General features: G+C 51.6%; 23 protein-coding genes and 2 tRNA genes. 11 read left to right on the plus strand and 14 right to left on the minus strand.

Annotated features, from left to right (window positions below):
- Window positions 1-279 (minus strand): peptidylprolyl isomerase, encoded by a 279-nt coding sequence (locus K5621_RS10795; protein ID WP_025010268.1) that lies wholly within the window; start codon window positions 277-279, stop codon window positions 1-3.
- Between the two features lie 361 nt (window positions 280-640).
- Between K5621_RS10795 and K5621_RS10800 the strand changes: the two genes are divergently transcribed.
- Window positions 641-1,060: a secondary thiamine-phosphate synthase enzyme YjbQ gene (locus tag K5621_RS10800; RefSeq protein ID WP_025010267.1), complete on the plus strand. Its 420-nt coding sequence runs from the start codon at window positions 641-643 to the stop codon at window positions 1,058-1,060.
- 116 nt (window positions 1,061-1,176) lie between these two features.
- Here K5621_RS10800 and K5621_RS10805 read toward each other — a convergent pair whose 3' ends face one another.
- From K5621_RS10805 to K5621_RS10820, 4 genes are all read right to left on the minus strand, one after another.
- Window positions 1,177-2,391: an RsmB/NOP family class I SAM-dependent RNA methyltransferase gene (locus tag K5621_RS10805; RefSeq protein WP_221049234.1), complete on the minus strand. Its 1,215-nt coding sequence runs from the start codon at window positions 2,389-2,391 to the stop codon at window positions 1,177-1,179.
- Window positions 2,392-2,611: 220 nt separating this feature from the next.
- Window positions 2,612-3,529, minus strand: coding sequence for a pseudouridine-5'-phosphate glycosidase (locus K5621_RS10810; protein ID WP_221049235.1), 918 nt, complete (start codon window positions 3,527-3,529; stop codon window positions 2,612-2,614).
- Window positions 3,523-4,614, minus strand: coding sequence for a PfkB family carbohydrate kinase (locus tag K5621_RS10815; protein WP_221049236.1), 1,092 nt, complete (start codon window positions 4,612-4,614; stop codon window positions 3,523-3,525). The genes K5621_RS10810 and K5621_RS10815 overlap by 7 nt, the downstream gene beginning before the upstream one ends.
- A gap of 644 nt (window positions 4,615-5,258) precedes the next feature.
- Entirely contained in the window at window positions 5,259-5,957 is a 699-nt protein-coding gene (locus tag K5621_RS10820; RefSeq protein ID WP_100143796.1) for a DUF3334 family protein, read from the minus strand.
- 314 nt (window positions 5,958-6,271) lie between these two features.
- Here K5621_RS10820 and K5621_RS10825 point away from each other — a divergent pair, with 314 nt between their 5' ends.
- The 5 genes from K5621_RS10825 (at window position 6,272) to crr (ending at window position 11,136) form a co-directional block, all read left to right on the plus strand.
- Window positions 6,272-7,906: a methyl-accepting chemotaxis protein gene (locus K5621_RS10825; RefSeq protein WP_221049237.1), complete on the plus strand. Its 1,635-nt coding sequence runs from the start codon at window positions 6,272-6,274 to the stop codon at window positions 7,904-7,906.
- Between the two features lie 158 nt (window positions 7,907-8,064).
- Complete coding sequence (locus tag K5621_RS10830) at window positions 8,065-8,454, plus strand: ACT domain-containing protein (RefSeq protein ID WP_100143916.1); 390 nt, start codon at window positions 8,065-8,067, stop codon at window positions 8,452-8,454.
- A gap of 80 nt (window positions 8,455-8,534) precedes the next feature.
- A complete protein-coding gene (locus tag K5621_RS10835; protein ID WP_100143800.1) occupies window positions 8,535-8,792 on the plus strand; it encodes an HPr family phosphocarrier protein in 258 nt (85 codons plus the stop codon).
- Between the two features lie 11 nt (window positions 8,793-8,803).
- Entirely contained in the window at window positions 8,804-10,507 is a 1,704-nt protein-coding gene (gene ptsP, locus K5621_RS10840) for a phosphoenolpyruvate--protein phosphotransferase (protein WP_221049238.1), read from the plus strand.
- Between the two features lie 119 nt (window positions 10,508-10,626).
- Window positions 10,627-11,136 (plus strand): PTS glucose transporter subunit IIA, encoded by a 510-nt coding sequence (gene crr, locus K5621_RS10845; RefSeq protein WP_100143804.1) that lies wholly within the window; start codon window positions 10,627-10,629, stop codon window positions 11,134-11,136.
- Between the two features lie 250 nt (window positions 11,137-11,386).
- Here the strand turns inward: crr and K5621_RS10850 are convergent.
- The 4 genes from K5621_RS10850 to dnaQ all read right to left on the minus strand — a co-directional run bounded on the left by K5621_RS10850 (window position 11,387) and on the right by dnaQ (window position 13,767).
- Window positions 11,387-11,463, minus strand: a tRNA-Asp gene (locus tag K5621_RS10850).
- A 51-nt stretch (window positions 11,464-11,514) separates the two neighbouring features.
- Window positions 11,515-11,591: transfer RNA gene (locus tag K5621_RS10855), tRNA-Asp, on the minus strand.
- 110 nt (window positions 11,592-11,701) lie between these two features.
- On the minus strand, window positions 11,702-13,012 hold the full coding sequence (locus K5621_RS10860; protein ID WP_221049239.1) for a TIGR03503 family protein: 1,311 nt from the start codon (window positions 13,010-13,012) through the stop codon (window positions 11,702-11,704).
- An 8-nt stretch (window positions 13,013-13,020) separates the two neighbouring features.
- Window positions 13,021-13,767 (minus strand): DNA polymerase III subunit epsilon, encoded by a 747-nt coding sequence (dnaQ, locus tag K5621_RS10865; protein WP_100143807.1) that lies wholly within the window; start codon window positions 13,765-13,767, stop codon window positions 13,021-13,023.
- Window positions 13,768-13,839: 72 nt separating this feature from the next.
- Here dnaQ and rnhA point away from each other — a divergent pair, with 72 nt between their 5' ends.
- Window positions 13,840-14,316 carry a ribonuclease HI gene (rnhA, locus tag K5621_RS10870; RefSeq protein ID WP_100143809.1) on the plus strand — a complete coding sequence of 159 codons (477 nt, stop codon included), beginning with the start codon at window positions 13,840-13,842 and terminating at the stop codon, window positions 14,314-14,316.
- Here the strand turns inward: rnhA and K5621_RS10875 are convergent.
- Window positions 14,313-15,227: a LysR substrate-binding domain-containing protein gene (locus tag K5621_RS10875; RefSeq protein ID WP_100143811.1), complete on the minus strand. Its 915-nt coding sequence runs from the start codon at window positions 15,225-15,227 to the stop codon at window positions 14,313-14,315. The genes rnhA and K5621_RS10875 overlap by 4 nt on opposite strands.
- Before the next feature lie 5 nt (window positions 15,228-15,232).
- Complete coding sequence (locus tag K5621_RS10880; protein WP_221049240.1) at window positions 15,233-15,976, minus strand: class I SAM-dependent methyltransferase; 744 nt, start codon at window positions 15,974-15,976, stop codon at window positions 15,233-15,235.
- A gap of 116 nt (window positions 15,977-16,092) precedes the next feature.
- Here K5621_RS10880 and gloB point away from each other — a divergent pair, with 116 nt between their 5' ends.
- The 3 genes from gloB to K5621_RS10895 all read left to right on the plus strand — a co-directional run bounded on the left by gloB (window position 16,093) and on the right by K5621_RS10895 (window position 20,430).
- The gene (gene gloB / locus K5621_RS10885) at window positions 16,093-16,905 is read left to right on the plus strand and encodes a hydroxyacylglutathione hydrolase (RefSeq protein ID WP_221049241.1); all 813 of its coding nucleotides are present in this window, start codon (window positions 16,093-16,095) and stop codon (window positions 16,903-16,905) included.
- 282 nt (window positions 16,906-17,187) lie between these two features.
- Window positions 17,188-18,720: a lytic transglycosylase gene (locus K5621_RS10890; protein WP_245003067.1), complete on the plus strand. Its 1,533-nt coding sequence runs from the start codon at window positions 17,188-17,190 to the stop codon at window positions 18,718-18,720.
- Window positions 18,721-18,879: 159 nt separating this feature from the next.
- On the plus strand, window positions 18,880-20,430 hold the full coding sequence (locus K5621_RS10895; protein ID WP_100143818.1) for a methyl-accepting chemotaxis protein: 1,551 nt from the start codon (window positions 18,880-18,882) through the stop codon (window positions 20,428-20,430).
- 102 nt (window positions 20,431-20,532) lie between these two features.
- Here the strand turns inward: K5621_RS10895 and K5621_RS10900 are convergent, their stop codons facing one another.
- The 3 genes from K5621_RS10900 to K5621_RS10910 are packed head-to-tail and all read right to left on the minus strand — an operon-like array spanning window position 20,533 to window position 23,436.
- Entirely contained in the window at window positions 20,533-21,072 is a 540-nt protein-coding gene (locus K5621_RS10900) for a BsuPI-related putative proteinase inhibitor (protein WP_221049243.1), read from the minus strand.
- Complete coding sequence (locus tag K5621_RS10905) at window positions 21,069-22,901, minus strand: AsmA family protein (RefSeq protein WP_221049244.1); 1,833 nt, start codon at window positions 22,899-22,901, stop codon at window positions 21,069-21,071. Before K5621_RS10905 ends, K5621_RS10900 begins: the two co-directional genes overlap by 4 nt.
- Window positions 22,902-22,941: 40 nt before the next feature.
- On the minus strand, window positions 22,942-23,436 hold the full coding sequence (locus tag K5621_RS10910) for a putative 4-hydroxy-4-methyl-2-oxoglutarate aldolase (RefSeq protein WP_100143824.1): 495 nt from the start codon (window positions 23,434-23,436) through the stop codon (window positions 22,942-22,944).
- A gap of 211 nt (window positions 23,437-23,647) precedes the next feature.
- Between K5621_RS10910 and K5621_RS10915 the strand changes: the two genes are divergently transcribed.
- Complete coding sequence (locus K5621_RS10915; protein WP_100143826.1) at window positions 23,648-23,965, plus strand: hypothetical protein; 318 nt, start codon at window positions 23,648-23,650, stop codon at window positions 23,963-23,965.
- Window positions 23,966-24,075: the final 110 nt, after the last annotated feature.

Genomic DNA, 24,075 nt, shown 5'->3' on the forward strand with positions numbered 1-24,075 from the left:
TTAATTACGATAAATCGTCTGGATCAGATGAAAACCAAACTGGGTTTTGACCGGGCCATGTACTTCCAGCACAGGCTTTTTGAACACCACTTGATCGAACGCCTTGACCATCTGCCCTGGGCCAAACTCTCCGAGATCGCCGCCGCGTTTTTTGGAAGGACACTGAGAGTATTGTTTCGCCAGCTTGCCAAAATCTTCCCCTTTGGCGATACGAGCCTTGAGTTTTTCCGCCTCTTCACGGGTTTTAACCAAAATGTGTCTGGCGCAAGCTCTGGCCATGGGGTATTTCTCCTGGGTCTCTAGGGGTAAATTCGCGGCCGGTATTTTAGCAAACAATCTGTGTTTTATCTGCAATCACTCTCTCTAATCCCCCTCTTTCATCACTCTCATTAATGAGATGGTCATGGCGCGATACAGGCTTGGTTATCAAACTTGATAATTGAATCGCCCACTATCTCTTCAGCTAATGATGGGCTGTCCGCTGGGTAAATACCGCCTTGCATCTTGGGGCGCCCCCATAAAGACGATAGAATGTTTCGCCGGGCGCTGACCTAAAATCAGAGGCCCGCTTTTAAATTCGCAGTGATCTAATGGCAAGCTTTCAGATGGCGGCCAGTCTCACCCGCATTAAGGAATATCTATGTGGCATCAGCAACAACTGACCTTAAACGCCAAGCGGCGCGGTTTTCATTTAATAAGCGATGATATTGCCAAGGCTCTCGATGATATGCCTTACGTCAGTTGCGGCTTATTGCACCTGCAACTGCTGCATACCTCTGCCTCGCTGACGCTCAACGAAAACGCCGATCCCACAGTGCGGCAGGATTTTGAGGCTTGGTTCAATCACGCCGTGGCCGAAGATACTCCTTACTTTCGCCACACCTATGAGGGCGCCGATGATATGCCGGCCCATATTAAATCCAGCCTGCTGGGCACCAGTTTGCTGCTGCCTGTCAGCGCCGGACAACTGGCACTGGGTACTTGGCAAGGGATCTATCTTGGCGAGCACAGAGACAATGGCGGTCGGCGCCGCTTGCTGTTAACCCTGCAGGGGGAATAAAGCGGCAAGACTAGGCAAACCGGTAAGAGTGGTCGGCGCGTTTTTTGTTGAGATGCTTTTTGAGGCGGGTGTGAAACCGCCTGTTTAAGTCAATATGACTCAAACAGGCCTGATTGTTACTCGGCTATCCGCTCAATTCTTGCCAGATAGAAGCCATCGAAACCGGTTTTGGCCGGGCTGATAGTTTCCTCATCGAGTAAGCGGAAATGGCTTTGCTGCTTCAGAAAACGCGCTACCTGCTGCTCGTTTTCCTGCGGCATAATCGAGCAAGTAGCGTAAACCAGGATCCCGCCCACCTTCACCATGCGGCTGTAACTGCCGAGAATATGTTCCTGCAGTTCCATCAGCACCGGCAAGCGCTCAGGGGTATCACGCCATTTGGTGTCCGGGTTGCGTTTCAGCACCCCAAGCCCTGAGCAAGGCACATCCAAAAGTACTCTGTCGGCGCTGAGTTTCAAACGTTTGATGGTCTTGCTTGATGCAATCAGCCGGGTTTCCACATTGTGGGCGCCGGCGCGGCGGGCCCGCTGCTTAAGGTTATCCAGCTTCCACTGCTCGACATCCATCGCCAGTAATCGTCCCTTGCCCTGCATTTTGGCGGCCAGGTGCAACGTCTTGCCGCCGGCACCGGCGCAGGCATCAATGACCCGCATCCCGGGTTCAACCCCAAGGGCTTCGGCGACATGTTGCGAGCCGGCATCCTGCTGCTCGAACCAGCCCGACTTGAAGCATTCGGTGCGAAACAGCGCTGAATCGGAAATCACTTCAAGAGCGCTGGCAACCTCGGGGACTTCACAAGTCTCCACCCCTTCCTTGGCAAGACGAGCCTTGAGTTCTTCCCGGCTGCACTTAAGTAAATTGGTGCGCAGATAACGTTTTGGGGCCTGAGTCAAGGCGTGGCGCTCGGCCGGCCAGTTGTCCCCCAGTTGTTCACTCCCTAGCGCTTCGAGCCACTGCGGGCAACCATCGAGCAGCGCAGGCTGTGCTTGGGCCTCCGCCATCCGCTGCTCAAGCAGTTCACTGTCCATCTGCAGCGCGTAGCGCATTTTCGGCGGCTCAAGGCCATTGGCCATATGCCAGGCGTTGATGAGCCGGGTGCCTTCACGCTCAATTTGCTCAGGTGCAACATCGGCCAGAAAGCTGTAATAACTTAAACGGCGCAAAATATCCCCGGTGACCAGAGCAATTCTGGCTTGCTCCCAAGGCTTGAGGCGCTCAGGTGCAAACTGCTTTGAGTAGGCACGGTCCAGCGGCGCACCTTGAGTCAGTACCTGATTGAGAATCGCAATGACCAGCTCACTGGCATGTTCGCTAAGCGGGGAGTTAAGCATATTTGGGCCTCGGGATGGAAAACCGCTGGATCATAGGAGTTCGCCCCCGGCTCTGCAAGGGGCTTGAGTGGCTTTGGCGGGATTAATCCCTTTTTAAGACACTATTTGTCCGATTTGAGCTTTGGCATGCTTTGGCTCAGGGGCGATATGTCATCTCAAAAGAAACCCGGCAATCGCCGGGTTGGTTGAGTTAGCTCAAGTAACCTTGAATGCCGCCTTATTAGCGGGTCACATACTCGCGGGCAATCTCAGCCGCCAGCTTGGCATTGCTGTATACCAGCTCAATGTTGGCAGTCAGGCTGTGACCTTCGGTAATTTCGGCAACTTTGGCCAACAGGAACGGCGTTGAAGCCTTGCCGCCTATGCCTTTCTCATCCATTTCAGCCACTGCGCGGGCGATGGCGCCATCGATCAGTGCTTTATCCAACGCATGCTCATGGGGAATTGGGTTGGCAATCACCATCCCGCCCTTAAGACCCATGTCCCACTTGGCCTTCATGGCGGCCGCCACTTCTACCGGCTGATCCAAGCGATAGTCGACACCGAAGTCACTCTCGCGGGTGTAGAAAGCCGGCAGTTTATCAGTTTGAAAACCAACGACAGGCACGCCTTGCGTTTCCAGATATTCACGGGTCAGGCCCAGATCCAGAATAGACTTGGCACCGGCGCAAACCACAGCTACATCTGTGTTGGCCAGCTCCTGCAAATCAGCAGAGATATCGAAAGTTTGCTGAGCGCCGCGGTGTACACCGCCGATACCACCGGTTGCAAACACCTTAATACCGGCCATTGCCGCCAGGATCATGGTGGAAGCTACTGTGGTGGCACCGTCTGCCCCTTTGGCAACAATAAAGGGAATGTCACGGCGACTGGTTTTGATAACGGCTTCACCGGCCTTGCCCAGGTAATTGATCTCTTCCCGGCTCATGCCCACTTTGAGGCGGCCCTTGAGAATGGCGATGGTTGCGGGTACAGCGCCGTTATCACGGATGATCTGCTCCACCTTGAGCGCTGTCTCAACGTTCTGCGGATACGGCATACCATGGGAAATAATGGTCGATTCCAACGCGACCACCGGCTTGCCTTGTTCCAGGGCTGCTTGAACTTCAGGATGAATATCCAGATACTGCTTCAGCATAACGACTCCTTGATAATACGGTTTACAGAGATTTCAGACATATTGGGGTTGATAGTTGCGATATGAGACAGCGCCAACCGGGCCGCGGCCATCGCAAATTCTGTGGTTTCCAGCAATGGCCATTGCTTGAGCCAACCGTGAGCCAATCCGGCCAGGAAGGCATCTCCGGCGCCATTGGCGTTGACCATTTCCACTTGCTTGGCGCTCACCATCTGCGATTCACCGCCATCGCTGACAAATACCCCTTCACTGCCCATACTGAGGAAGATCCGCTTGACGCCCTGTTCATGGAACCAGTTAGCGATGGCGCTTAAGTCTTCTTTGCTGCGCATTTCGATGCCGGAGAGGTGTTCGGCTTCCTTGAGGTTGGGTTTGAGGGTGTGGATGGCGTTGAGATAAGGCTTGATTTTCATCGCCTTGACACAGGAAACCGTGTCAATAAATACCGGAACTTGAGGAAAGTTGCTCAAAAGATAGGATAAGGCGGCTTCAGAAAGGTTGGTATCCAACACCAGAAGTTCGGCGCGGCGCAGCATATCTTCCAGCCCTTTGAGCACTTCAGGGCCCAATCTTTCAAGAATGGCCATGTCATTGATGGCTACATGCATATCGGCGTCGCCATCCAGTACCGAAAGATAGGTGGAGGTCACCGCGTCTTCGAACTGCAAACTGTTGCCCATATCGACTCCGGCCTGACGACACTGGGCGGTGATCATTTCACCATAAGCGTCTTTGCCTATCGCCGTCACCAGCCGGGTATCTGAACCCAGGCGAGCCAGGTTTTCGGCAATGTTACGCCCAACACCACCGGGTGAGCAACTGACACTGCCAGGGTTGGAATCCCCCACCCGTAGCTTGGAAGCCGGCCGACCAAGAATATCCATATTGGCGCCGCCTATCACCACCGCATAGGGGTTCTCTGCCAAGATATAGCCCTTGCCGCGGATCACGCCTTTGTGAGTCAGGTTCATAATATGACCGGCAACGGCAGAGCGGGTTATGCCCAATTGATCAGCAATTTTTTGCTGTGGGATCAATGGGTCAGCTTTAATCAGGGCCAGAATTTCGAGTTCACGTTCTGTCATTGGCGCGCTCCTGCACAAACATTTGTTTACGTGACAAACTTTTGTTTGCACAATAAACATTGTACCGACGCCTAGCAAGCGGAATTTAACGCCAAATGATGACTTTGTGATCGGAAAAACATTTTTTAACAAACCAGACTTTTTTAAAAAACCATTAAAATCAGAAATATAAAATAAAAATAGCGAGACATTTGTCGTTAAAGAAACAATGGGAATATCTGAAATTAACTGCGGAAAATTCGAGCGCAACAGCTGTTGTATTAAAGTGAGCGAGGTTTAACTGTTAGCGGCGCTCACCTTGCCGACCAAGAACCAGAGGCAAGATGACCTTGGCCAGTCACGTAAGGACCTAGTTTAAACACGATGAACAATCTATTTGGTGTCTATAATCGACCGGAACATGCATTCGCCACTATCGCTTGGACACCAGTGAATAAACTGAAAATCGTTAGTTGAATGCTGTAGGGAAATCAAACAAAGAAAAGTCACAGAAGAGAAGACTCAGAGGGAAAGAAAAGGCTCGATAACAAACTCAAATCCCCTTCAAGTTCCACTGACTCATGGCACGGATGGAAAATATGATAGCTTGCGGTCGGTCCATTGCCGCCCGCAAGCGCTAAGACTTAGTGATTTGCGCCTGAACCTCAGATCCCAAGTTCTTTAAATAGATCGTCGGTATCATCATCGGTATTGGCGGCTTTCACCCAAGGTGATTCAGGCGTTTTACCCTGCGCCTGTTGATTACCGTGGCGAGCCAACAGAAGATCCGGGTCAAATTCCTCATCGGTTTCAAATTCGGCCAGGCGGATAAACTCTGTCTTGTCCATGGCGAATTCCAGATAGAAGATGTGGTTGTTTTCTGTTTTGAACGACACTCTGCGGGCAATGGGCTCATCTAGGTTGGCATCGATGGAAATAGTCAGCTCTTTGTTGATAGTCAACATTTTAGGCTGGCTCTGACTGATGGAGGTTTGCAGCTCCTTGGACACCTTGCCAATAAAATCCCCCAACATCTGGTTCATCAACTCGCCCATGACATTGCCCACCTCATCCGAAGTATGAGAGAAAGCCAACTCCTCCTCCGGCATGCCCATATGCAACATATAACGGCGATAGATTTCCAAGGCAGCCGCCGCCGAAAAGTTGATCACCACCAAGCCTGAGAAACCGCCATCAAAGATAGAAAAACAACCTAGGTCCGGCTTGAGTCGGGTGCGAGTTATTTTTTGCACTATACCGGCATGAGACAGCGTGCTGGCAGTGGTGGCCGACAAGACATGGGTCACAGAGTGACAGAGTTTAAGCAAAATATCGTCTGAACTAATGACTTGAGGTGTATTCATGGAATGAGACCAATAATAGAGATATGAGGTTAATTTTGAGCCGTTTTACCGCAAAAATCAAATGAAAACAAATAATTAGAAATACGCCACCAAATGTAACCCTATGTATCTTAAGCTTTTGATATTAAGGCGAATATAGACACAAGCTTAGCTTGAAACTATCGGCCGCTTCCACCTTGGTTTGAACAGAAAAAACCAGAACAATGAAGCAGATCAACAAAGCGAGACACTCAATGTAAAAAGGTTTCACTTGGTTTTTCCTGCGGGTTATAGTCGCTGCAACTACCTAAAAAGAAATAACAAAGGAGCACAACATGGCATTACTCAGGAAGCTCACCATCCTTCAGCGGCTCATTCTTATGCTGGTTCTGGCTGCGATAGGCACCCTGTGTTTCGCCAGTTTCTCCATTAAAGAACAATACGACAACCTGCTCACTCAAAAATGGCTGCAAAATGACGCCCAGTTGAATACCGCGCTCTCGGTAGTCGCTGCTCACCGCGAACAAGCCAAAGCAGGAACACTGACACTCGAACAGGCTCAGCAAGAATCGGCCACTCTGGTGAGCCAGATGCGTTATGGCCGTGAAGGCTACTTCATTTTGCTGTCGGATAATGGCCAAATCATTGCCCACGGTGCCGAGCCCGCAAAGATAGGTCAATCCATCGCATCATACAGCATCAAGGATGGCACCAATCCCCTCGCCATACTGCAACAGCAAGCCAAGGCCCAAGGTAGCGCCAAACTCAGTTATGCTATGTACAATCCCGCCAACGGTAATATCGAAGAGAAACTCACAGAGGCCAGATACGATAAAGACTGGGGCTGGACTCTGCTGACCGGTACCTATATCAGTGATATCAATGCCACCATGATGTCAGTTTCCATGGACTATGTAGTGATTATGGTACTGATTGCCACGCCTATTTTTCTGTTTTTCCTGGTACTCAATCAATCGATTACCGCACCACTCAAGACGGCGATCGCCGCCATGGAAGATATCGCCCAAGGCGAAGGGGATCTCAGCAAGCGCCTCGATGGTCAAAGCCGTGACGAAGTGGCAGCTCTAGCCCGCGCCTTCAATAATTTTGTCGAAAAGATAGGTAGAACCGTCAGCGAATTGCAGCCACTTGGTGCATCACTTGGCGAAGATGCCGAGCATTTAACGGTCGCGGTTCAAGAGTCGAACCACAGCGCAGATAACATTCACAGAGAAACCGCCAGCGTGGCTACCGCCGTGAATCAGATGCTGGCAACCACACAGGAGATGGCCAACAATACCCAGCAGGCTGCCGATGCCGCTTCCAGCGTCAAACAACAAGCCCTCAGCGGTAAAGAGACCATGGATGCAACACTGGCAAACTGCCAGGCGCTGGTGCGCGAACTGCAGGCGGCAGAAAATCTTACCGAAACCCTGGGTCAGGCTTCAGGCAGAATTGGCGGCATTCTCGACGTTATCCGCACCATTGCCGAACAAACCAACCTTTTGGCACTCAACGCCGCCATCGAAGCCGCCCGCGCAGGTACTCACGGCCGCGGCTTTGCGGTAGTGGCCGATGAAGTGCGCGCCCTTGCCAACCGCACTCAGGACTCCACCAACGAAATACACAAGCTGATCAGTGAAATTCAATCCGGTGTCAGCGCCGTTATGGAGAGTAACAGCCAAACACAGAGCCAATCCTCCGAGCTGCAAAAACAGGCCGAAGCGGCAGGCTCTGCCATGGATCAAATCCTTTCCCTGGTCGCGCAGATAAGCGATATGAATACCCAACTCGCCAGCGCTACCGAAGAGCAATCATTGGTAACCGAAGAGATCAACCGCAACGTCAGTACCATTTCCGAACTGACCCAAGTATCGGTTCAGGCCAATGCCAATAATCAAAATGCCGCCATGTCGCTGCAGCAGATCAGTGAAAACATGCGCCGTACCTTGGGACAGTTCAAAATCTGATTAACCAAGCCCCAAAAAGCCAACTATCATCCTCATAAGGGGGCGGAATTTGTTCCGCCCCCTTATGCTTGTGATATGCTGAACCGTGTGGTTTGCACATCAATCAAACGGCTAAACCACTCCGGGCCAAGCGTAAAAGATTGAGAGGTATTTGGGCTTTGCGTATGACACTGGCGGTCCATCCGCAGCTATTTACTATTCACAGTTTCAGCTCAGATACCCAGGTTCCCGCCGAAGTACTGAGCCAGCCGCTATTTTTTATTGCCAAAACCCGGGAAGAACTCTCAATTGTTGTCGATTGCCAACTGACACTCGACAGCCTCGAGCAAGAGGAAAACTGGCGCTGTCTCGAACTCATGGGGCCGCTGGGTTTTTCCATGACAGGGATCATGGCCAGGATCTCTGCCACCCTTGCCGATGTGCATGTGAGTATCTTTACCGTTTCAACCTTCGACACCGACTATATACTGCTTAAAAAAGATAAACTGGAAACCGCCATTCGCGCGCTTAAAAAGCAGCAATACCAGGTGATTGAATATGATGAGTGATGATACAACTGCCTGAAGTCTTGCAAAAAATTGGCCGTTACTGGATATTATTCAATTAATTACGTGAGTCAAAGAAGTCTATGTACGAAAAAATCGTCACTATTACCGCTAAACACGGGATCCATACTCGCCCTGCCGCCCTGCTGGTAAAAGAGGCAAAGCAGTATGATTGTGATGTGATGGTTGAATGTCAGGGCAAGCAAGCCAGTGCCAAGAGCCTGTTCAAATTGCAAACATTGGGACTCTATCACGGTGTGTCCGTCAGAGTTTTTGCCGAAGGTGAACAGGCTCACCAAGCCGTTGAACGGGTATCAGAGTTACTGATCACTTTAAGCTAAGAGGAATGCAGATGCGCCTGGATGGAATCGCAGTCTCATCGGGTATCGCCTTTGGAGAGGCGGTTGTCTATAACCCTTTTGACAACAGTATGGATTACCGTCTGTTGCCACTTGCCAGGGTTGCTGACGAACTGAATAAACTGGATCAGGCGCTGCAACGACTGTGTCACCAACTCCATACAACTCTCGATAAGCTGACCGAAGATTCAGACAACTTTCAATTAGTGGAGGCCGATCTGCTACTGTTGGAAGATGCTGAACTTGTTCAGCAAATTCGTGAATCCGTCAGTAAATTACAATTCTCGGCTACCGCGGCAGTGGAACGGGTCTTTGCCCATCATGCCAGTGAACTTGAATCTCTGGATGACCCCTATCTGGCCAACCGTGCCTTGGATGTTCGCTGTCTGGGCAGACGGCTTATCAGCAGCATCAACGGTGCCGATGCGGCCAGTTTGGGGGAACTCGAGCAGGATACTATCTTGCTGGCCCAAGATCTGACACCGGCAGAATTTGCCCTGCTGCCACTCGAGCATATCAAAGGCCTGGTGCTGAAAACCGGCGGACTCACCAGTCATACCGCAATTTTGGCAAGAGCGGCCGGATTGCCGGCACTGCTTTCTTGTGACTATCAAAAGGCCCAAATTCACCCGGGTGATCCGCTCATTTTGGACGCCAATCAGGGTGCGCTCTTTGTTCGACCATTGAATACTGAAATCACTGAACTCAATCAAAGGTTTGAAAAGGAACAGGTCAGGCGCAGTGCGCTGGAAAAATACCGGGAACGACCGGCCCAAACCTTGGATGGCCAACGGTTATCGATACTGGCCAACGTGGGCAACCTCAATGAAATTTCCCGCTTACCTCAGGTAGGCGCCGAGGGAATAGGACTATTTCGGACCGAATTCATGTTGATGAATGTCAGCAGCATTCCCGATGAAAAATCACAGTACAACCTCTATTGCGATGCCTTGCAACTGCTCGCGGGTCAACCCTTTACCATCAGAACCCTAGATATAGGCGCCGATAAAGAACTTCCTTGCCTTGAACAGGAAGTTGAAGATAATCCAGCGCTGGGAATGCGCGGCGTGCGCTACACTCTCAAGCATTCAGAGCTCCTTAAAACTCAGCTAAAAGCGGTATTAAGAGCCGCAAATCATGGCCATGTTCGTCTTATGCTTCCCATGGTCAATCAGGTCGAAGAGCTGGATGCTGTATTGGAACTACTGGCAATCTGTAAGCGACAGCTTAAAAACGCCAACAAAGACTATGGCCATATTCAACTGGGCATAGTGGTGGAAACGCCGGCCGCCGTGATGAATCTCCCCAGTTTGCTACCCAAGTTAGACTTTATCAGTATCGGTACCAACGACTTAACCCAATATGCCATGGCGGCCGACAGGACCAACCCAGAGTTGACCCGAAGTTTTCCCTCATTTTCGCCGCCAATACTCAAACTGATCGCCATCGCAGTGGCAGAAGCCAAAGCCGCTGGCATTCCTGTCTCCCTGTGTGGCGAACTGGCAGCGGATCCCAGAATTGCTCCAATATTAATGGGGATGGGGTTGGATGAACTGTCTGTCACTCCCGGGGCCTTGCTGGAGGTGAAGGCAGCACTGTCCGAAGGCGACTTCAGTCAATTCACACAACTGGCCCAAAAAGCCCTAGCGTGCACTCGAATTACAGAGTTGGAATCCCTGATCTCCCACTGTCATTAAAGCTGTTAATTCAGTATGCTAAGCAAAAATCCCCTTCCCCAACCTCAGGTTGTCGAGGGACAGTTCAACCGGAAACCCCTAAGTCAGCCGGAAACCAAGAATAAAAGGACCAAAAACCCATGGGATTTTTAAGCCGCATCCGCCGTATGGTATCGGGGCAGCCCAGTATAGAAGGCGGTATTCAAGTTTATGCCCCCATCAGTGGTGATATTGTTGCCATTGAAAAAGTCCCGGATGTTGTTTTCGCCGAAAAAATTGTCGGTGATGGCATAGCTATTGAACCCAAAGGCCAGTTTATGCTGGCTCCCATTGACGGCACCATAGGCAAAATCTTTGAGACCAACCACGCCTTTAGCATAGAGTCACCTCAAGGGCTGGAACTGTTTGTGCATTTTGGCGTTGGCACGATAGAACTCAGAGGCAAAGGTTTTAAACGCCTCGCCCAAGAAGGTCAGGATGTAAAAGCCGGTGAGCCGATATTGGAATTTGACCTCGAGTTTCTCAAGGATCAAGTCAACAGCCTTCTTACTCCCGTAGTACTGGCCAATATGGAAGATGTGAAATATCTGGAAAAACGCCAGGGCAGCGTTAGCGCCGGTAAAGATGTCATTTTCACCGTGCAAATTTAAAGATTTGCCGGCAAGCCGATTGCGACTCCAAGTTACATTTGGCTTGCCTGTTCAATAGTAAAACTTGCCAAACCGCCCTTTCCCCAAAGACGTTTATAGCGGAAAAACCTTTCTACCCCAGATCATTCAGTAGTTCCGAACAGGTTGAAAGTCAGTCATCAGATAACTGGGGCAGAGAACTCCGAAGATGAAAATTCAAAGACGATAAATTAAAAAGCCCGAGCTATTACTAGCTCGGGCTTTTTAATTTTGGCGGAGCGGACGGGACTCGAACCCGCGACCCCCGGCGTGACAGGCCGGTATTCTAACCAACTGAACTACCGCTCCAAAATCTTGCTTTATCGCCTGGGCAATAAAACTCAAATTTGTTAACTTGACTGGCGGAGCGGACGGGACTCGAACCCGCGACCCCCGGCGTGACAGGCCGGTATTCTAACCAACTGAACTACCGCTCCACTCAAGTTGCCGGGAATAATACGTAGCGCCCATGCCAGCGTCAACAGTTTTTTCCTTAAAAGTCTCTCAAGCAGCTAAAAAATCAGCAATCCACTAATAATCAAGATGTTCAGTTGGATTTGCGCTCATCTTCATCAGGCAAAGTCAGATCGATTTCCGGCATGTCATTCTCTTTTGGGGCCGCCTGTTGCTTTGCTAACAATTGTTCTTCGGCCGCCGCCAACGCCTGCTTCAAACTTTGACGCTTTCGCCAGAACAGAATGGCACCGACCCCAAGCAACAACAACAAGACATTGCCGCCAATGATCAGGTACAGGGCATTCTGTTTGGCTGCCGCCTCCTCTTTCGCCGCAATGGCGGCGGCCCTGGCGGCCAACTCTTCGGCGCTCGGTGGTGGCTTGGGAGGTTCGACAAAATTGAAAAAGCGCTCCGGCAGGCTCAGTACCAGCTCCCTTCCCTGCTTGTCCGTGCTGAATACACTGCCCTTGATACGGTAGCTGCCAAAATCGCTCACCTGGGGCAGCACGAGTTGCGTGGTCCCCTCTGTGGGCTGACGCAGCGTCACAGGCAGCTGCAATCCGGCGGGGCCCAAGAGTTCAATATCGAAATAGGTTTCGTCAAGGCGCAGAATCTCGGGGTCCGCAGTGAGCGCCAGCCCCCAGGGTTGAGTCAGAGGATCCTCCGGCTCTACCACCTTGATATCCACAGGCGAAGGCTCCAGCCGAAATGACTGCTTAAACTCACGTTCAAACACGTCGTTTTGTACACTCACTTGCAGGGTGTAATCGCCCCAGGGTTGATTGAGGTTAATGTTGGAGGTAAAGGTACCGTCATCGGGCCGCTCGTCTAATGCCTCGCCGTTGTCTTGATAACTACCGACAATAAGGGTACCGGCGGCAAAGTTTTCATCGCCCGGCTTGTGGGAGGAAACAAAACGCGCCGTCCATTGCAACAAGTATTCAAGCCCGGGGAGGCGCATTCTCAGCGAGTCACCGGTAAGATGAGCAGTCAGTTTTAGGCGCTCGCCCTGATAAAGAGGTTGAGGCAGTTCATCCACATCGACCCCCAAATCAGACACCCGAGTGATTTGCGAACCGGGCACCACTTTACCAATGAGCTGCCAAGGGCCGGGCACCGGGTTTTCCACCGAGATCATGTCGCCTGCCACGCCATCGGTCCACTTGACATTCTCTGGGTGGCGCGAAGCATACCATTTACTGCCATCGGGTAAGACTACAACGACAGGAGCCGAGCCATATTCCCGCTGTACCAGCAGCACAATTCTGTCGACCATATGGTCGACCCGAAAGCGGTTCTTAAGCTCCGAGGCTTGTTCTTTGGGTATCACCTCTGCTACCGCTGGGGCACCCAGGCCAAGCAGTAGACACATCATGAGGCTCAGCGCTGGTCTCAATCCCATTATCTGTTTCAATCCAAAAGTTGTGGTTCTTCACGCCAGAGGCACTTGCCTGATTTTGCAACTAAATCGAGCCTTTGCTCATGCTTATTCAATTCATCGGCCGAAGCGGTGATCACTTTAAGTTTTGCGCGATTGGCATCGAGACGAACGATGCCGCCGGCTTCCTGGCCGGCTTGATCGCTGGAGAGGTTGAACTTGGTTTGACCACCTGTCATCGCCAGATATACATCGGCGAGGATCTCGGCATCGAGCAAAGCGCCGTGATACTCACGACGGGAGTTGTCTATATGGTAGCGTTTACACAGGGCGTCCAGATTGTTCTTTTGCCCCGGGTGCAAAAACTTGGCGATGGCCAGGGAGTCGAGGATCTGACAAATATCCGCCGTCACCGGTCCCCGGGGATTGGTCATGGAAAACTCATGATCCATAAAGCTCACGTCAAACGAGGCGTTGTGAGCCACAATCTCCGCCCCTTGAATAAAGGCGATAAAATCGGCGGCAATCTCTTGGAACCTGGGCTCGTTGGCCACCCTCTCATTGGTAATACCGTGAACCGCGATCGCCTCTTCATCAATGGGCTGGCCCGGATTGATGTATTGGTGGAAAGTGCGGCCGGTCAGGCGGCGGTTAATGACTTCCACGCAACCGATCTCAATGATCCTGTGGCCTTGATAGACGGGGCCTGCGCCCTGGTTCATACCTGTGGTTTCGGTATCCAGAATGATCTGCCGACTGGCATTCGATATGATATTCATCTATTTTTTGCAGCTTCCTGAGTGAATTTACGGGTATACTCGCCCGCATTTGCCGGATATGGTAACAACTTGATGAGCGAACTGAAACAGATCCAGATATACACCGATGGCTCTTGCCTGGGCAATCCCGGACCCGGCGGCTATGGTGTCGTCATGCGCTATAAACAACATACCAAAGAACTCTCCGGTGGCTTTGCCCTGACAACCAACAACCGCATGGAGCTGCTGGCCCCCATTATCGCGCTGGAAAGCCTGAAAGAGCCTTGCAAAATCGTGCTAACCAGCGACAGCCAATATATGCGCCAGGGGATCACCCAATGGATCCACGGCTGGAAGAAAAAAGGCTGGGTCACTTCCAACAAGACGCCGGTGAAAAATGTCGATCTCTGGCAGCGGCTGGATAAGGCCACGCAACAACATCAAATAGACTGGCGCTGGGTCAAGGGCCACGCCGGACACCCGGAGAACGAGCGTTGCGACGCCCTGGCAAGAGAAGCCGCCGAAGCCAATCCTGCCACTGTCGATCAGGGTTATCAGGCCAGTCTCTAAACACCTTTGTCCGCGACAGTCTTGAGTTTCAAAAATTTGCCGCAAAAGTCGATAAAGGCCTGCGCCAATGGCGTCAGGCTGTGGCTCTTGTGGCGAATAAGGTAAAACGGCCGCTCAAGCGCCAGCCCCTCCACCTCCACCAACGCCAACTCTCTACGGGCCAGCTCTTTATCCAGTGTCAGTTCAGACAAAACTCCGAGCCCAGCGCCCTGTTTCACCGCCTGTTTGATGGCATCGGGAGTAGGGAAGCAAAAACGGGCCTCGGGTTGCAGATCCAAACGGTTGGCTGCATCGACAAAATACTCCCGGGTGCCAGAGCCCTCTTCTCTCAATACCCAGGAGAGTCCTTTGAGCTCGCTTGGCGAGACTTTGCTTCCCGCCAGCGGATGTGCCGGATGGCAGAACACCTTGAGACAGTCCTGATGCCAGGGCAACACGGCGATACGACTGTCGAGACAGTAACCTTCAATAAAGCCTAACTCGGCGCGAAATTCGGCCACATCGCGAATAACCTTGCGGGTATTGTCTATCGCCAAGTCGACCTGAGTCTGAGGGTGTTGTTGGCTGAATGCCACCGCAGCTTTGGCCAGCAGAAAATTACCTATGGTAGAGCTGGCACTGACATTCAACATACCGGCCAATTCGTGATTATTCGGGGTAAACGCCTGCTCTATACGCTCGATACGCTGCAGCACATCGCTGGCCAGAGGCAGCAGCAGGCTGCCTTGAGAGTTGAGCTGCAAGCGGTTGCCTATACGCTCAAACAAACGGGTATCGAGCTGTTTTTCAAGCTCCGACAACGCCATAGAAGTGGCCGGCGCGGAGAGATTAACCCTTTCGGCCGCTTTAGCCACCTGGCCACTGCGAGCCACGGCTTCAAAAATCATCAACTGTTTCAGGGTAATACGCATTAAAATTATTGCTCTTTTTTAGTGTAGCGCTCCAGTTGCCTGCCGGAGAATCCCGGTGTTGGCGTAGGCTGCCAGCCGGGGATCCGCTGACGACGTTTATCCCCCAAGGGGGTCAACGGCGAATCCAGCTTGCGAGCCACCAATAGATACAGAGAGCCGGTACCCGGCAGCCATTTTTGCTGCCAATGATGCCATATCTTCAAGGGCGCGGCTTCGCTGAGCAACGAATGGTATAAGAGCCGTTCGTCATGCACCACCTGATACCCCAAGAGCCCCAGCCAATCTTTAACCCTAGCCGGCATAAAGAAATGGCCGCTCCAGGGTAAGGCCTGCTGAAATCTGGGCAGCAACTTGCCGAAAAAGGCGCAGCTGAAGGGGTTAATCCCGACAATGAACAAATACCCACCGCTAACCAGTACCCGATCAGCCTCGCGTAAAATCCGGTAAGGGTCGGCCTCAAACTCCAGCACCAGATTCATCACCACCGCATCTATGCTGACCGGCGCCAGCGGCAGCTCGGCAAAATCCGCGACTATAGAAGCGCCTTTAGCAGGAAAGAGGGAAAACTGGTGCCCGACCGGGCAGCGCCTAATCTCGAGTTCATGGCTTAAAGCTCCCAGGCGCAACAGATGGTAGCCAAACACTCTTGGCCACCAATAGGTCAATTTGCTTTCCAGTTCACGTTTGATAGTCTCACCGGCAGGCAAACTGTCCCAAGAGCTGGGTCTGGACTCAGACGAGAGCGGCATAGATACTCCGGTAAAGCGGTTCTAGGCTCAGCTTAATAACGAAACACCTATACAAGCAAGTATGAGGCTCAGTAAAATTGAAACTGATCCCGCCGATTTAAAGGAGTCCCGAGCTTATGTCCAACGCCAACGCCCCCCTCTCCAAGCCCCAGATAACGCCGATAGCGGCTTTCGATGACAACTATATCTGGGCCATAGTGGCGCCTCAAGGTGATTGTTGTTGGGTGGTAGACCCGGGGGATGCCGCGCCGGTGTTGACATTTTTGGCGCAAAATAACCTGACTTTGGCCGGGGTATTGATAACTCACCACCACGGCGACCATACCGGTGGCATTCTGGCCTTAAAGGAAACTTTCGGCTCGCTCCCGGTTTACGGGCCGGCCAATCCGGCCATCAAAGGCATTACCCGGGCACTAACAGAGGCAGGCGAATATCGGCTTGAGCCTGGGCAAGGCCGGTTTGCTCTCGAGTGCCGACTGTTCAAGGTTCCTGGGCACACGCTGGATCATATCGCGTACTTGATTGGCGATGCCCTCTTTTGCGGCGATACCCTGTTCTGCGCCGGCTGCGGCCGCCTGTTTGAAGGCAGCGCCGAGCAGATGTACCATTCCTTGAGTCAGTTTGCTGCCCTCGCTGACAACACTAAGGTGTATTGCACCCATGAGTATACCCTGGCCAATCTGCGTTTTGCCCAAGCCGTAGAGCCGGACAATCAAGCGCTTACAGCCTACAGGCTTGAAGCCGAAGCACTACGCAAGCAGCAACACTCCACACTCCCCTCCACTATTGGTCGTGAAAAGGCCATCAACCCCTTTATGCGCTGTCAAAAAGACACACTGCAGAGCGTACTGGAGGCCCACAGCAGCAAGCCCTGCGATGATCCCGTGAGCCGCTTTGCAGTTCTCAGGCAATGGAAAGACAATTTCTGAAAACCGGGTTACAATAAGCCGCTTTTTTTGCGTCGCCATTATGGCCTGGTGTTGAAACAACCAAGTTATAATCGACTTATCTTATTGTTGCAGAAGATATTTTATCTGCGACAACAGTATCTATTTCCACCACGGAAACCCAACCTGAGAAAGAGTACCGCCCAAGGTGCTATCCCGGGCCAAGGGACCAGGCCTATCCCGGGTTTCCGTTTGATGTGCGTTTGCCTGTCTGTTCAGGCCATCATTCGAGGGTTGCTGTTTTTGAAGCAAATCAGATTTTTTATGTTGGCAGGGAGCCTTTCCCTGCTTGGCGGCTGTCAGCTGCTGTCTCAGGCGCCGGAGTCCACGACCGAAGCACAGGTGAAAGTCACCCCGCCACCGGCCGTCACCCGGGCGCCACAAGTACTCAGGGAGCCAGAAGTGGCTGTCACTGATGTGTGGCAGCGGATCCGCAACCAGCTCAATATGCCAATACCCGATGAGAAACTGGTGCGCCAATACCGCCAGTGGTACATCAATAATCCAAGGCACCTAGAGCAGATCTCCGAGCGGGCCGCCCCTTTCATGTATTTGATTGTCGAGCAGATAGAAGAGCGTAAACTGCCGATGGAACTGGCGCTGCTGCCGATAGTAGAAAGCGCCTTCGACCCTTTTGCCTACTCCCATGGCGCCGCCTCCGGGCTGTGGCAGTTTACCGCGCCCATGGCGCTGCATTTTGGCCTGAATATCAACTGGTGGTATGACGGACGTCGCGACGTGCCGGCGGCCACAACAGCCGCGCTGAGTATGATGGAATACCTCTACGACAAGACGGGCGAAAACTGGCTCTATGCCATTGCCGCATATAACACGGGCGAAGGTCGGGTGTTGAATGCGGTTAAGCGCAACCGCCAAAAGGGGCAGCCTACCGACTTCTGGTCGCTGTCCCTGCCTAAGGAAACTGAGCGTTATGTACCACAGTTGCTGGCACTGGCCGATGTGGTCAAGAACGCCGACAAATATGGTATTAAGCTCACGCCGATCGCCAACGAGCAGAAGCTGGAAGTAGTCGATGTCGGTAGTCAGATAGACTTGGCCCTGGCAGCCCGCCTTGCCGGTATGGAAGTCAATGAACTGCAGCAGTTCAATCCAGGGTTCAATCGCTGGGCCACCGCGCCAGATGGCCCACACAAGCTGGTATTACCTTTGGAAAAGGCCAAAGAATTTGAGATCGCCTTGGCCAGCACAGAGCCGAGCGAGCGCCTCAACTGGCTTAGATACCAGATCCGCAAGGGTGACTCCCTCGGGGTGATAGCCCAAAAGCATCATACCAGCATCGATGTGATCCGTTCTGTCAACGGCATCAGCGGTAACAATATTGTCGCCGGCAAGCACTTGTTGATCCCGGTCGCCCTCAAGGACGCCTCGGCTTACCCGCTCTCCAAAGAGCAGCGTCTGGGTCAGAATAGATCCGGCAAGAGCAAACGTAGCTATCAGGTCAAGGCCGGTGACTCCCTGTGGCAGATTGCCAAAGATCATGATGTCAGTGTCAATGAATTGGTGAAATGGAACGGGATCTCAGCCAAAACACCTTTGCGTCCAGGCAAACAGTTGACTATCTGGAGTCGCACCCAAGGCAAATCACAGAATGCCAATGCTGTCATGCGCACCGTGAAATACAAGGTGCGCTCGGGTGACTCTCTGGCCCGAATAGCCAGTAAATTCAGTGTCACAGTCAATGACCTGCTGGAATGGAACCAACTCAAGGCCAATAAATACTTACAACCCGGGCAAATGTTGACCCTGTTTGTAGATGTGACCAGAGTCAAAAGCTAATCCCAATCGAGCGGCATCCTAGATGCCGCTATTGATCCAGATCTAAATTTTGCAAGCTGCTTTATTACAATCCTGATCCCTCTGTGCGTTATCACAAATTTAATGTTCATCTTTGTCGATAATCATCCGCTGTATTAATTCAACCTAAACAAAACCAAGATGAGCAGAGATTTGTCCATTACCGGCATCGAAACCCCTGTTAAAAAAGATGCCCGAATTCTATCGACTACAGATCTCAAAGGACGAATCACCCATATCAACCAAGAATTCATTGATCTTTGTGGTTATTCCAGAGAAGAGTTGCTGGGCCACGGCCACAACATAGTGCGTCATCCTCAAATGCCCAAGGCGGCCTTTGCCGATCTCTGGCAACAGGTCAAGAATGGCAACAGTTGGATGGGACTGGTGAAGAATCGCCGCAAGGACGGTGGTCACTACTGGGTCAACGCCTATGTCACTCCGATCCGCCGCAAAGGTAAAATCGTTGAATATCAATCGGTGCGTACCCAGGCAAGCCCTGAGCTTATCGCCCGAGCCGAGGAATGTTATCAGGCCATCAACCAAGGGCGTTCGGTACTGCCACGCGTCCAACTCGGCCTGACGACCAAGTTGGCCCTGGGTTGGGGGGCATCGCTGCTATGCTTACTCCCCCTACCCTGGTTAACGGGTCTATGGCAAGTCGCCTCCATTGCCATGGCGACAGGCATCATGGGCTGGAACCTTTTCAGACTCAAGCACAGGTTAGGCAAACTCACTGAACTGAGCCAAGGGGTACAAAATAATCCTCTGATGCAGGCCATTTATTGCAACAGCACAGATGAACTCGCCGCACTGGAATTGAGCCTGAGAATGCAGCAGGCCGAGATCTTTGCCATCACAGGGCGGATAAGAGACAGTGGTGAGATCCTCGATAACAGTTTGAGTGCCCATCAAGCGGCCGTCGACGCCAACTATCGCGAACTGGCACAACAAACCGGTGCCCTGAAACAGCAAGGCGATGCCATTAACGAACTCAAAGGTGCTGTGGCCGAAATTGCCAACACCTCAGCTGAAACTGCCAACGAAGTAACTGAACTGGAACAAAGCAACCAGCAGACTCTGGAAGCCCTAGCCGCCAGCCGCGCCGCCAGCGGCGAAATCGCGGCATTGTTGAGCAAAGTAGAAAACCAGTTGCTGGAATTGGATAAATGCTGCACCAGCATCAACACTGTGCTGGAAGTGATTGAGCAGCTGTCGGATCAAACCAATCTGTTGGCACTGAACGCCGCCATCGAAGCAGCCAGAGCCGGTGAAGCCGGACGCGGATTTGCCGTGGTAGCCGATGAAGTACGCAATCTGGCCATGCGCTCCAGTGAATCTGCCGGAGAAATCCATCAAATCATTGCCGAACTCAGTCAGCAGAGCCAGCAGACGGTGGCTGAAATGGCCCACAGTCAACAACTGACTCAAGAGAGTCTGCAATTGGAACAAAGATTGGCACAGCGATTGGACGAGGCTACCCAGGCACTTGGGCGGATTGCCGCCCATAGCCAACAGATAGCCGTTGCCACCGAGCAGCAGGCCTGTGTGGTTGAACAGTTGCACCATCACTCCGAACAGCTGCAGCAAGGGGTTGGCAGCCTGACGAGTAATAGTGAAGCTGCGAGTCATCACGGCGAAGAACTCACCCGCCAAAGCGAACGGCAAAAGGAATTGATTGCTCAGTTCTGATGCGTTTCACCATTCACAAAACTGAATAACATTCTAATTTATAAAAAAAAAAAAGTCAGGCAGTGCCTGACTTTTTCCCTTGTTTACATCATGAATATAGAGTTAGCGTCTCGCCACCGGCACTTCCAGCATGGCCATAGCCGCCAGTTTGGATTCCAGGGGTTTACCCATAAAGCGGGCCTGGAAGCTGTATCCCTCAGGACCGATACGTTCCAGTGTCTTGGCCGGCACCTTGAACATCACTTTCAATGCCTGTCCAGGCTCAAGGCGAGTATCTCGGAGCGCCTGGGTAAACATCATGTCATCAGACCAGGCCCAGACTCGTTGTTCCTTATCATCCAGCAACCAGAGATCCGCCGTCATTCCCGAGTTGAAACGGATCCCAACCGCATATTCGTTTAAATTACGGATCTCCAGTATCGCCTGCAACGGCTGCTTGTCGACCAGTTCACTAAACGTCAGCCGCCCCTCAAGCAACGCCGGTGTCGGCGCTTTTTTGATGGTACCAAAGTGCAGTGTTGGCATCCGGCTTTCCTCCATCCCGATTGGATTATGCTGGGTAACAGATGCTGCGGCGACATTGGAGCCGCTACACCCTGTTAGTACCAGCACTGCCATCATAGGCAAAACAGTACGCATCATAGACCTCCGAGTTTCTTGAAGATGCTGTCTTTAAGCTTGTCTTTCACCTTCTCGGTTTCTTCCTTGAGCTTGGAATCAAACAGCGCCTGAGTGTCGAGCGCAAACTTGGGTTCTTGGAATGAACCGGAGATCACCAGCGGTATTTCAACACCGGCCAGCTCATTCTTGCCTTCGCCGCCTTGGCCCTTGAGGCTGCCGACCACTGAGGTTTTCAGCTTATAGTCCAGTTGCTCACTGATAAGGTTGGCACTACCGGCACCCGCCAAGCGAATGAGTGGTGATGCCATCGCCAGATCCGGATTATTGGCCACACCATTTTTCAGACTGAAACTGCCGGTCAGGCTGGAGAAGTCTGTCTTGCGTTCGCCCTCTTCCTGAGCCGACAAATCACCTTTTAGCTTGGCCTGGGCGCTGCGGATCATATGAGGGATATTCACGCCATAAAGGGCACCGTCGCTGATTTCAAACTTGCCGTTAGCATCCAAATTTTGCTTGATGTTATCTGGAATTAGGCTCTTGCCTTTACCTTTGACATTAAAAGCGGTAGCACCGGCGAGAATTTTCAGATCGGCCGCATCCTTGAGCAGAGGTTGAATTTTGACGCCACTTAACTGAGTATCAAAGCTGTAGCTGGCGACCTTATTGCGGCCGTCGAGCTGTGCCTTGCTCATCAGTTTGCCCTGATACAAGTCGGCACTGAGCTGCTTCATATCCAGCACGCCATTGTTCAATGCCAGATCCATCTGCCAGTTTTCAGTAGTCAAACCGGCAACCTTAATGGCCTTAACCGTTAGATCCATGGCGAAGTTGACCTGCTTCATCGCACTCAGGTCAGGTTCACTGCTGGCCTTAGCAGCCGTCGCCGATTCAGTGTTTTTGGCTGCGGCTTTATCTTCCTCACCGGCAGGCAGTAACTTGTCGAGATCAATTTCCCCCAGCGCCAGTTTGGCTTTCACATCCGGCACCTTGCCGCCGAAAGCCACTTTGAGGTTACCCTTACCTTCAATGTCGGCCACCTTGAGGCTGCTCAATACCAGCTCGGCGTTTTGACGGTTGAGATCCAGTTTTACATCGGCATTCAGATCGGCACTCAGCTTACCGCCGGGCATACTCTTGCCTTCGACACGATTTTCAATGGCAAAGCCGGTGATCTCCAACTGCTTCATGTCCGGTGAAATCTTAAGTTGCCCTTTGCCCTCGCTGGCAATTTTCATCTCCGGCATGCTGCCGCTGAACTTATAAGCCAAAGGCGCAAACTTGCCGAGCGAAAACTCGCCCAGGGTCAGCGACTCAAGTACAAAGGTTTGGTCACTGCTACTGCGCTTGTCGAGCAGATGGATTTGAGTATTGGTGATATTGATACCACCGATATTGAGACTGGCCAGTCCCTGAGCGTTGCCTGCGGTACTCTGGGGTTGCTCCTTGGCCGTACCGGCATCACCGCTGAGGCCATCGAGACTGTTGCGACCGTCCTTCTGGGTAATGAGCTCCAATTTCAAGCCATCGAGGTTTAACTGGGCAATTTCCACCTCTTTACGAAACAGCGGCATCAAGGCGACTTCTGCAACCACCTGGTTGACCGCCAACATCTGTTTCTCATCGAAACCATCCGGATTACTCAGGCTAATACCGCCCAATTCAATCCCCAGAGTCGGGAAAAAAGTCCAGTTGAGATCCTGACTGATGACCAACTCACGCCCCGTCTGTTTTTTTACCGCATCGACTATTTGGGGTTTAAAGTCGTTGGGATCAAAAAGTAGGGTCAAATATAGGATTAGACCGAGAAACAATACCGCGACAATACCCAGTATCCACTTAACAACTTTCATAATGGTTTCCTTGTTCAACAATAAGGACAAAGGCACTTGTTTAACTGATACAGGCCATATTCAAGGGAGTTTGACTGACGGCGATGCCATTATCATCGGCATAAAGCATCATGCCGGGCGTGATCTGCACATCACCGATAGTAAGAGTGCAATTTATGTCTCCCACACCCTTGCGCTCAGTTTTGATTGGAACCGCCGCCAGCGCCTTAACTCCCAGAGGCATAGTCGCCAACGTGGCAACATCGCGCACGGCGCCATAAATCACCACCCCTTGCCAACCATGGTCAACCGCACTCTGAGCAATAAGATCGCCCATCAGGGCCTTGGCTGTAGAGGCGCCACCATCCACCAACAGCACCTTGCCCGTACCATCGGTCGCCAACAGCTGTTTCACCATGGAATTATCCTCAAAACACCTGACGGTAACGATTTCGCCCCAAAATATAGACTTACCACCAAACTGACGAAAAACAGATGGCAGCAACATGAGATCATTCTCATAGTGATCAAAGAGATCCGGTAACAAATCCAGCATATAGGCCTCCGTGCAAATAGGACTTTCTAGGTTAACGCCCTTGCCCGAGCACCACAAGTTTCATAATAGCAGAAGGAGCATCATTGGCGTTATGTAGGGAAATGCTTGAGTAAGTTCAGAAATGTACTATAAACTATTGCAGGTGACAGCTTGGCGATCCCTTTATCCTGTCCACCCTTTCGGGCAAAACTTCGTTTTTAAGTGAACATACATGACAAAAGATCTCGATTTGCAGAGTGCTATAGCGGCGCTCGATGCATATGGATATGAAAAAAAACACTCAACGGATCTTGAGCAAGCCAGAAACAAACAACAGATGACCCGTTATTTGAAGTCTTTGGATTACAGCCTTAGGCGCCTCAAATTGCTGCAACAAGCGGTCAATGAACTAGTTGAAGAAACACAGAATAACTTGCATAAACAAGAACAAGTTCAAACCTTTAAGACCAAGGTCATTAACTTATCCCGTGAACTCAATATGTCCTATGACGAAGTGCTAAATTATATGGCCAGCCATACCGATAAATAATAGCACTCGTTCGCTAGGCTAAGATCGCACAGAGTATTACTGATAATAAGCCTCTGTGCGTTTTTATTTCCATCGACTGATGTCTTTCTCTTCATATAAAGTACATCCTC

It is taken from the genome of Shewanella carassii (assembly GCF_019670705.1).
Taxonomy (GTDB): Bacteria; Pseudomonadota; Gammaproteobacteria; order Enterobacterales; family Shewanellaceae; genus Shewanella; species Shewanella carassii.